We start from the raw sequence: 6,925 nt of genomic DNA on the forward strand, positions 1-6,925 counted from the left end.
TGGAGTGGTAAAGGACTTTGGCTAGGTTGAAAGGCTTTTGCGAAGTGGCATTAAATGAAGCCCCCTCCCTTGCGGAGGGGGTTTGGGGGTGGGTAAATTCAGCATTTGTATTTTCAATTTGTGAATTTTCTTTTAAATTCAAAGAGTTTTTGTCGGTTTGTGAATTTTTTAATAACCCACCCCCAAAACCGCAAGGGGAGGGGGACTTTTGGTGTTGCGAGCCATCGCATTCTATAATCAGCCTTTTTTCAAGGCAGACAAAATCGGCGATATATTTTGAGTCAATGACAAATTGCCGTCTAAATGAAAAGCCTAGCTTTTTGTTTCGCAACTCTTGCCAAAGTTTGTTTTCGGCATCTGTGGGGTTTTTTCGCATTGTGCGGCTAAATTCTTTCATATATGGGGCAAGTGGGCGGTGGTTTGGGGCAGATAAAGCTTCATTCTTTGTAGGATTTGCCAAAGGCAAAGCCCCCTGCTGTGCTAGTCGGTTAGCCGATGAAGCCCCCTCCCTTGCGGAGGGGGTTTGGGGGTGGGTCCATTTTGCGTTAGCAAAATTTTCACTAGCAAAATTATCATTTAAGGCATTTTGTATCAAAGTTAAAACGCCCTCTAAATTCTCTAAAATTTCGTTATTCCAAAAGCGTAAAATTCTAAAATTTTGACTTTGTAGATAAAAGTCTCTTTGAATGTCGGAGTGGTTTAGGGAATCTTTACCCACCCCCCAAACCCCCCTCCGCAAGGGAGGGGGGCTTAAAGTGTCGCCCTCTCGCAAGGGATTTAAAGTATCCATACTTTCGCTTTTTGTATCGCCACTTTGGACTGAATTTTCGCCGTCTTTATACTTCACAAACAAGCTTATGCAAACGCCAACCCTTATGTCAAAGACATTTTCATCGTCTTTTTCATCGCCGTGCAAATTTAAGATATAAATCTCATCAAAAGCCCTTGCTAAATGCTCTCTCATTTTGCGGTGCGTGCGTCCATCTAAAAAGGAATTATTTGTGATAAAGCCCATTAAGCCTTGCTTTTGTTGTTGTTCTAAAAGTTTCCACTGGGCAAAGCGAATGAATTTGATATAATCATCGTCTAAATTCAGCTTTGTTTCGTTTAAGCCTTGTTTGTAACTTTGCAAAAGCTCTAAAATCTCCTTGCCCTTGTTTTTGGACTTGACATTATAGGGGGGATTTCCTAGGATTACAAGCAAATCATCGCTGTGCTTTAAACGCAAAGCCTCGTCTCTTTGGGTTTTAAGGCTATCAAATGGCACTTGCATTTGAATTTGTGTTTGGGCGTCTAAATCAAGGGTGTTGGTGAGAAAAAGTTGAAATTTATGCGTGGAATTTAAGTTTGTAAAGCCGCTTTAAAATAGAGCTTAGTTTTAGGTGTGCGACTATGTAAGGCACGAAGGACAGCTCAAAGCCGTAGATGTCTTTTAGGCATTTTTCGACAATGGTTTGCTTGGCAAAAACCTCGCTTTCATTTGACAAAATCAGCTCAAAAACCCTTGCTAAAAAGCTGCCTGTGCCTGTGGCAAAGTCAAGCACTTTGACGCTTTCATCACCAAAGCCTTTGTTTTTGTGAAATTTGCTTTGCAAAAGCTCATTAAGGCTTGATACTATCATATCTACAACCTCGCTTGGAGTGTAGAAAACCCCGCCTTCTCTACGCTTTTCCCCTTAAATTATCATAAGCCTTTGTCCTCATAAAGATAAAGTGAAATGCTTTGAATTTCTTTTTCAAAGCTTGTGGCTAGGCTTGGCTTGTCTATTAGGGCTATGGTTTTTTTGATATTTTCAAGGGCGTATTTAATGGATTTAGGCAAGGCAAAAAATGGTAAAGAATAATACACAAACTCTTGCAGAGTGAGAAAATGCTGGGGTAAAAGCTGGATAAAACTTTGGATAGGAATTTTATCTATCTCAAATTCATCATTTTCTATGTAAGCCACAAAGATACCATACACCACGCTTTGAGCTAGGGTGTCGCAAAATTCTATCTTTGAAAACGCCGTGTTTTCAAGGCTAGAAAAGGTAGCAAATGCCTTTTCAAAGCTTTCTTTAAACTGCGTGTTTAAAAGCCCTGCCGCATCGCTTTGAAAGATAACCTCACTTAGATAAAAGCTTTGAGTGCTTAAAATTTTAACTAATTCATCCTTGTTTTTGATATTTACTGAGCTTTCAAAAAAGCCTTGCACAAGCTGGATAAAATGAGCTTGAATTTCTATATTTTTGGCTTTATCCTCTTGCAAAAGCTCAAGCCCCAAAGGAAAAAGCGTTAAATCCGCAACTACCTTGCCAAAAGAAAGCAAGATAAAGCGGTTGTAGTCTGTTAAGATGATATTTGGACACACAGAAAGGTATTTTTCAATCTGCTTACCCTTGATGAGCGTGTCTAAATTTTCTTTGTAATTTTTACACTCCACAAAGCCTTGCAAGGCTTCATAATGTGGGGTTTGCTTGTAAATCTTAAAATCAGGGCGAATGCTGCCTTGTCCTTGCTTTGGCTCGTGCAAGATGCGAATATCCTTTGGCTTTAAGACATTTAGCAAATTTTCAAGCGGGGTGCGAAAGCTGTGTTCGTTATAATCTTTTTTTGCCACTATGGCTTTAAGCTCGGTGTGGTAGGCTTTGATAGCAGCTTGAATTTGACCTGATGGCATTTTTGTCCTTGAATTTATAATTTTTATTTAAATTTGGGTGCATTTTAGCGAAAATTGTGAATTTTACAAAAGCCTTTTTGTGGTGTTTAAATTTAAAGCAAGGGTGAAAATTGTATGTTTTAGTAAATTGAAAGAGCTTGTGAATTTTTTAATGCTTTTTTAGAAACATTGTGGATTTTGCGTGAATTTGTGAATTTTTAAAAATAACAAAGACGAGCATTTGTGAATTTAGAGTGAATTTCGTCATTGCGAGCTGGTAAAATCGATGTGGCAATTTACAGCCAAAATTTCACGTCTTTTCGCATTTTTATAAATCAAGGCCTAAATTTAAGCACAGTTATACAAAATTCCTAAAAATTCGCTAAAATTTTCAAAATACAAAAAAAGAGAGCCTTTATGGGACTTGAAAAACTTCGCTCACAGCTTGGCAAGCAGGATCTAAGCAGGGCTTTTGGGCAAATTACTAAGATCTCAGCCACTAGCATTGAGCTTAAAGGACTTAAAACAGGGGTTGGAGACATAGTCAAACTTGTTTCTAATGAAAATGATTTAGAAAGCTTGGCTATGGTGGTTGAGATCAAAGATGATCTAAGCTATCTTAGCCCATTTAGCTTCATTGAGGGCTTTAAGATCGGAGATAAGGCTTTTTTAAGCGAGGCTGGTATGCAAATAGGAGTAAGCAATGAGCTTTTGGGGCGAGTTGTGGATCCCTTTATGAAGCCAAAGGATGGCAAGGGTGAAATTCACGCCACTCATCTTGTGCCTATAATGAAAAAACCAATTGATGCTATGAAGAGGGGATTGATCGAGGAGATCTTTCCTGTGGGGGTAAAGACCATTGACGGGCTATTAACTTGCGGGGTAGGACAAAAGCTTGGCATCTTTGCAGGATCAGGCGTTGGAAAATCTACATTGATGGGCATGATAGTTAAAAACTCAAAAGCACCCATAAAGGTAGTAGCCCTCATAGGCGAGAGGGGGCGTGAAATCCCTGAGTTTATACAAAAAAATTTAGGAGGAAGCCTTGAAAACACCGTCATAGTAGTAGCCACCAGCGATGATAGCGCTTTGATGCGAAAATACGGAGCCTTTTGTGCGATGAGCGTGGCGGAGTTTTTTAAAGAACAGGGAAAAGATGTGCTTTTCATAATGGATAGCGTTACTCGCTTTGCTATGGCACAGCGTGAAATCGGGCTTGCTTTGGGCGAGCCTCCCACCACAAAGGGCTATCCTCCAAGCGTTTTAAGCCTACTGCCTCAGCTTATGGAGCGCACTGGCAAGGAAGAGGGCAAGGGTACAATAACGGCATTTTTTACGGTGCTTGTCGATGGGGACGATATGAGCGATCCTATAGCTGATCAAAGCCGTAGCATCTTAGATGGGCACATAGTGTTAAGTAGAGAGTTAGCAGACTTTGGAGTGTATCCTCCCATAAACATTCAAAATTCAGCCTCACGGGTGATGAATGACATTATAACGGACGAACACAGGCTTTTAGCGCGTAAATTCAAGCGTCTAAACTCGCTTTTAAAGGAAAATGAGGTGCTTTTAAGGATAGGTGCTTATCAACGAGGCACGGACAAAGAACTTGACGAAGCCATAGCCAAAAAGGACTTTATGCAAAATTTCTTGCAACAAACCCCAGAAGAAAGCGTGGAGTTTGAAAAAAGCTTAGAGCTTTTAAGATCGGTAGAAACAAATTCCAACGCTCAAAATACAGCCTCAAACGCCCAACCCTTTGCAAATCAAAATATCCCAAATCAAGCCACTCAAAATGCAAATCTAGCCTTCCCAGGAGCCTTTCCAAATATGCCTAAAAACTAGTTTGCTATCATTTCACAAGGGCAAAGGGCTTTAAATAAAAATTCACAAAGCTTCACAAAAATTTAAACAAAAAGCTAGAACAAAAGCATTTTTGCAAAAAAGTAAAAAAGGGCAAAATATGACAAAGAATGCTAACAAGCCTTTAAATATAGAAACTATCTTGTTTAACTGCCAAAATGCCTTGAGTTAAAGATCGAACTCTTTCTTTGAAAAAAGGGATATGATGCTAGGTTTAATCTTTTTGCATTTTATGAGCTAAAGATACGAAGAGTATGTGTGGAGTTATTACAACAAGATCTGCTTAAAGAGGCTTATATCAAATGAAAAAATCGAAATTATCATAGCTTTATCAATGAGCAACCCTCTAAAAGAAGAATAAAGCTCACAAAATCTTTTACAAGAAGCATTTAGGGACATAGGCTGTTGGTTGAGTGAAAATTAAGGATTTAATAACTGAAATTGATGAGAAAATAAGCTTGGCATAAAAGAATTTTTGATATAAACAAAGAATTTATGCTATGTCAGATATCAATTGACGAGATTAAATATAAAATTGCAAGAAAAACCGCTTTAGCGGTATGCAAATTAGGCAAGATGGGTGCATTCGCATAACTTTACATAGATGTGAAGAGTCTATTATTGGGTCTCATACTTACGCTGTTTTAGAAATGAAAGACAAAGAAATTCTAGCTGAATATATAAGACTCAATTAAATTTAAATAGAATTTTATCTTATTAATTTTAGGCTCAAGATACTTCAATAGGATTTGCTCTTATCAATTTTAATAAAATTTGATGAGAAATTTGTCTCAAAATTTTCGCCTTAATTCTGTTTCTTTTAAGTGAAGGATAACATTTTTAGCCATTAAATTTAGCAAGTGTCAACTTTGCAAAGCCCTAGAAATTCACAATTGCATTTATGTGATTCTTAGCTAAGTTAAACTCATTTTTAGAATGCTTAACACGGTTAATGTACCTTTGTTCCTTCTTGCAAAGTTGCAAGACGAGCAGCACGAAGCAAAAACATTCTCTATTCTGTTGATATGATTGCATCCACTTGCAAACTCATTTGTGCTATGTTTTACAAAATCTTGTGTCTTTACTCCTTCTTGCAAAGGGAGGGCCTAGCGAAGTAAAAAATTCACAAGGCACCGTAGGCTTTTGAAACTTTCCTAAAATTGTGACATTTTCTAGATCTGTAAAATCCCTTATAATAGCTAGCAACTCTTTTGCCAAGTAGTGTTTTACCACTTGCATATAAAGTTAAGCCTAGCTTTTTAGCATACCTTCTTGTAAAGTTGTAAGCCTCAAGGCAAAGTAACAAATACTTCAAAATTTCTTAAATTATATCTGCGAAATTCACAAACAACACTTTATTTTTAATAGGACTTAGCTTAAAAACCCTTTGGTTTAAGTGTAATTGAGCCTATGAATTTATAAGTTCTTTTAAGCTTGTAAATCTTGCAAGCTCATCTTTCCTACTAGCATATCTTTTCAAATTACAATTAAATTCCTTTGCCACTTCTAAACATTGCATTTATCTATTAATACTCCCTATCCACCTGATAACCTTTCCTTCATCATCTACTTCAACTTCTAAGTCCTTGTATTTGTTGTAAAATTTAGGTGCTAGCACTTCCTTGAAGTATTTTGTGCCTTTGGGGGTTCTACAAACCCAAAAATGATACCTATCCCAAAATTTTGGAGTATCCCAGTTAGAATATTTATAATCCTCATCACTCATATCCTTATATCTTTCTTTAAGATCTATCATATCATCCCAGTAAGCACCTGTATAAAAGAAATTATCCCTAAAATGTATCCAAGCTTGATATTTATCATCTTTTTGTTTAGATAATAAATTTTCCTCCTTATCTTGCAAACCACACATACCAAATTCTATATATCCAGCCAAAAAAAGCTGTCCTACTGTGTTTATGTATTCGCTAACATAGCTAGGCCTTGTATCATTTACCAAAAGATCATCTGGGTGTTCTACAAATAAACTATCAAGCTCCATAGCTCCATCATCTTCTCCAAACGGTCCTGTGGCTAAGTCTAGCACTCTTATAGCAAAATATTCTAAAATATCTGTTTTTGCAAGTTCTGGAATTTGTGAAAAAAGCTTGAAGTTAAAATCTACATTTCCTTCTCTTTCTAACTTGTGCCTAAGATCATAAAAATCATCGTGAAAGATCCCACTGTCTTTATCTTTTAATACCCTACCAATCACCATCCTCTTTCTCCTTATTGTGAATTTTAAGCTGTTTTTCTTGCTTTTTATCCACTTCTATTGTTGAGCCTCCGCTTTTTGATTTTTTTCTTAATTTTACTATAGTTCCGTCCTTTAATCTTGCCCTCTTTATCATATATTCTCCTTGTTCATCAAGCACATCAGCCAAAAATATTGCCTCTTTTATGAGATCTTCCCATATTTCTTTG

The 6,925-nt window shown here is 37.2% G+C and carries 7 protein-coding genes and 1 pseudogene; 1 reads left to right on the plus strand and 7 read right to left on the minus strand.

The genetic code is table 11. From position 1 onward, the window contains the following. From DMC01_RS15445 to DMC01_RS15455, 3 genes are all read right to left on the minus strand, one after another. Positions 1 to 1,273: DUF559 domain-containing protein (locus tag DMC01_RS15445; RefSeq protein WP_246059217.1), on the minus strand; the 1,273-nt coding region annotated here is incomplete at its 3' end. A gap of 55 nt (positions 1,274 to 1,328) precedes the next feature. Further along, positions 1,329 to 1,622 (minus strand): DNA methyltransferase family protein, encoded by a 294-nt coding sequence (locus tag DMC01_RS15450; protein WP_246059219.1) that lies wholly within the window; start codon positions 1,620 to 1,622, stop codon positions 1,329 to 1,331. A gap of 62 nt (positions 1,623 to 1,684) precedes the next feature. Next, positions 1,685 to 2,659 carry a hypothetical protein gene (locus DMC01_RS15455; RefSeq protein WP_246059221.1) on the minus strand — a complete coding sequence of 325 codons (975 nt, stop codon included), beginning with the start codon at positions 2,657 to 2,659 and terminating at the stop codon, positions 1,685 to 1,687. Positions 2,660 to 3,055: 396 nt separating this feature from the next. On the opposite strand from DMC01_RS15455, the gene fliI reads away from it, so the two are divergent. Beyond that, positions 3,056 to 4,483, plus strand: coding sequence for a flagellar protein export ATPase FliI (gene fliI, locus DMC01_RS11630; protein WP_142694370.1), 1,428 nt, complete (start codon positions 3,056 to 3,058; stop codon positions 4,481 to 4,483). A gap of 747 nt (positions 4,484 to 5,230) precedes the next feature. On the opposite strand, the pseudogene DMC01_RS16870 reads toward fliI, so the two are convergent. The 4 genes and pseudogenes from DMC01_RS16870 to DMC01_RS13855 form a co-directional block, all read right to left on the minus strand. Next, a pseudogene (locus DMC01_RS16870) lies at positions 5,231 to 5,449 on the minus strand (IS1595 family transposase); the annotation flags it as partial. Next, on the minus strand, positions 5,416 to 5,598 hold the full coding sequence (locus DMC01_RS11635; protein ID WP_142694371.1) for a hypothetical protein: 183 nt from the start codon (positions 5,596 to 5,598) through the stop codon (positions 5,416 to 5,418). The pseudogene DMC01_RS16870 and the gene DMC01_RS11635, both read right to left, overlap by 34 nt. A 422-nt stretch (positions 5,599 to 6,020) precedes the next feature. After that, on the minus strand, positions 6,021 to 6,719 hold the full coding sequence (locus DMC01_RS11640) for a hypothetical protein (RefSeq protein ID WP_142694372.1): 699 nt from the start codon (positions 6,717 to 6,719) through the stop codon (positions 6,021 to 6,023). Further along, positions 6,706 to 6,925, minus strand: a 220-nt coding sequence (locus DMC01_RS13855) for a hypothetical protein (RefSeq protein ID WP_185908913.1), incomplete at its 5' end; no start/stop codon positions are given. The genes DMC01_RS13855 and DMC01_RS11640, both read right to left, overlap by 14 nt.

It is taken from the genome of Campylobacter troglodytis (assembly GCF_006864425.1).
Classification (GTDB): Bacteria; Campylobacterota; Campylobacteria; order Campylobacterales; family Campylobacteraceae; genus Campylobacter_D; species Campylobacter_D troglodytis.

What these genes read in the sequence shown, in the direction of transcription:
- DMC01_RS15455 (WP_246059221.1), bottom strand. Translation starts at nt 2,659, where the DNA reads ATGCCATCAGGTCAAATTCAAGCTGCTATCAAAGCCTACCACACCGAG.
- DMC01_RS15450 (WP_246059219.1), bottom strand. Translation starts at nt 1,622, where the DNA reads ATGATAGTATCAAGCCTTAATGAGCTTTTGCAAAGCAAATTTCACAAA.
- fliI (WP_142694370.1), top strand. Translation starts at nt 3,056, where the DNA reads ATGGGACTTGAAAAACTTCGCTCACAGCTTGGCAAGCAGGATCTAAGC.
- DMC01_RS11640 (WP_142694372.1), bottom strand. Translation starts at nt 6,719, where the DNA reads ATGGTGATTGGTAGGGTATTAAAAGATAAAGACAGTGGGATCTTTCAC.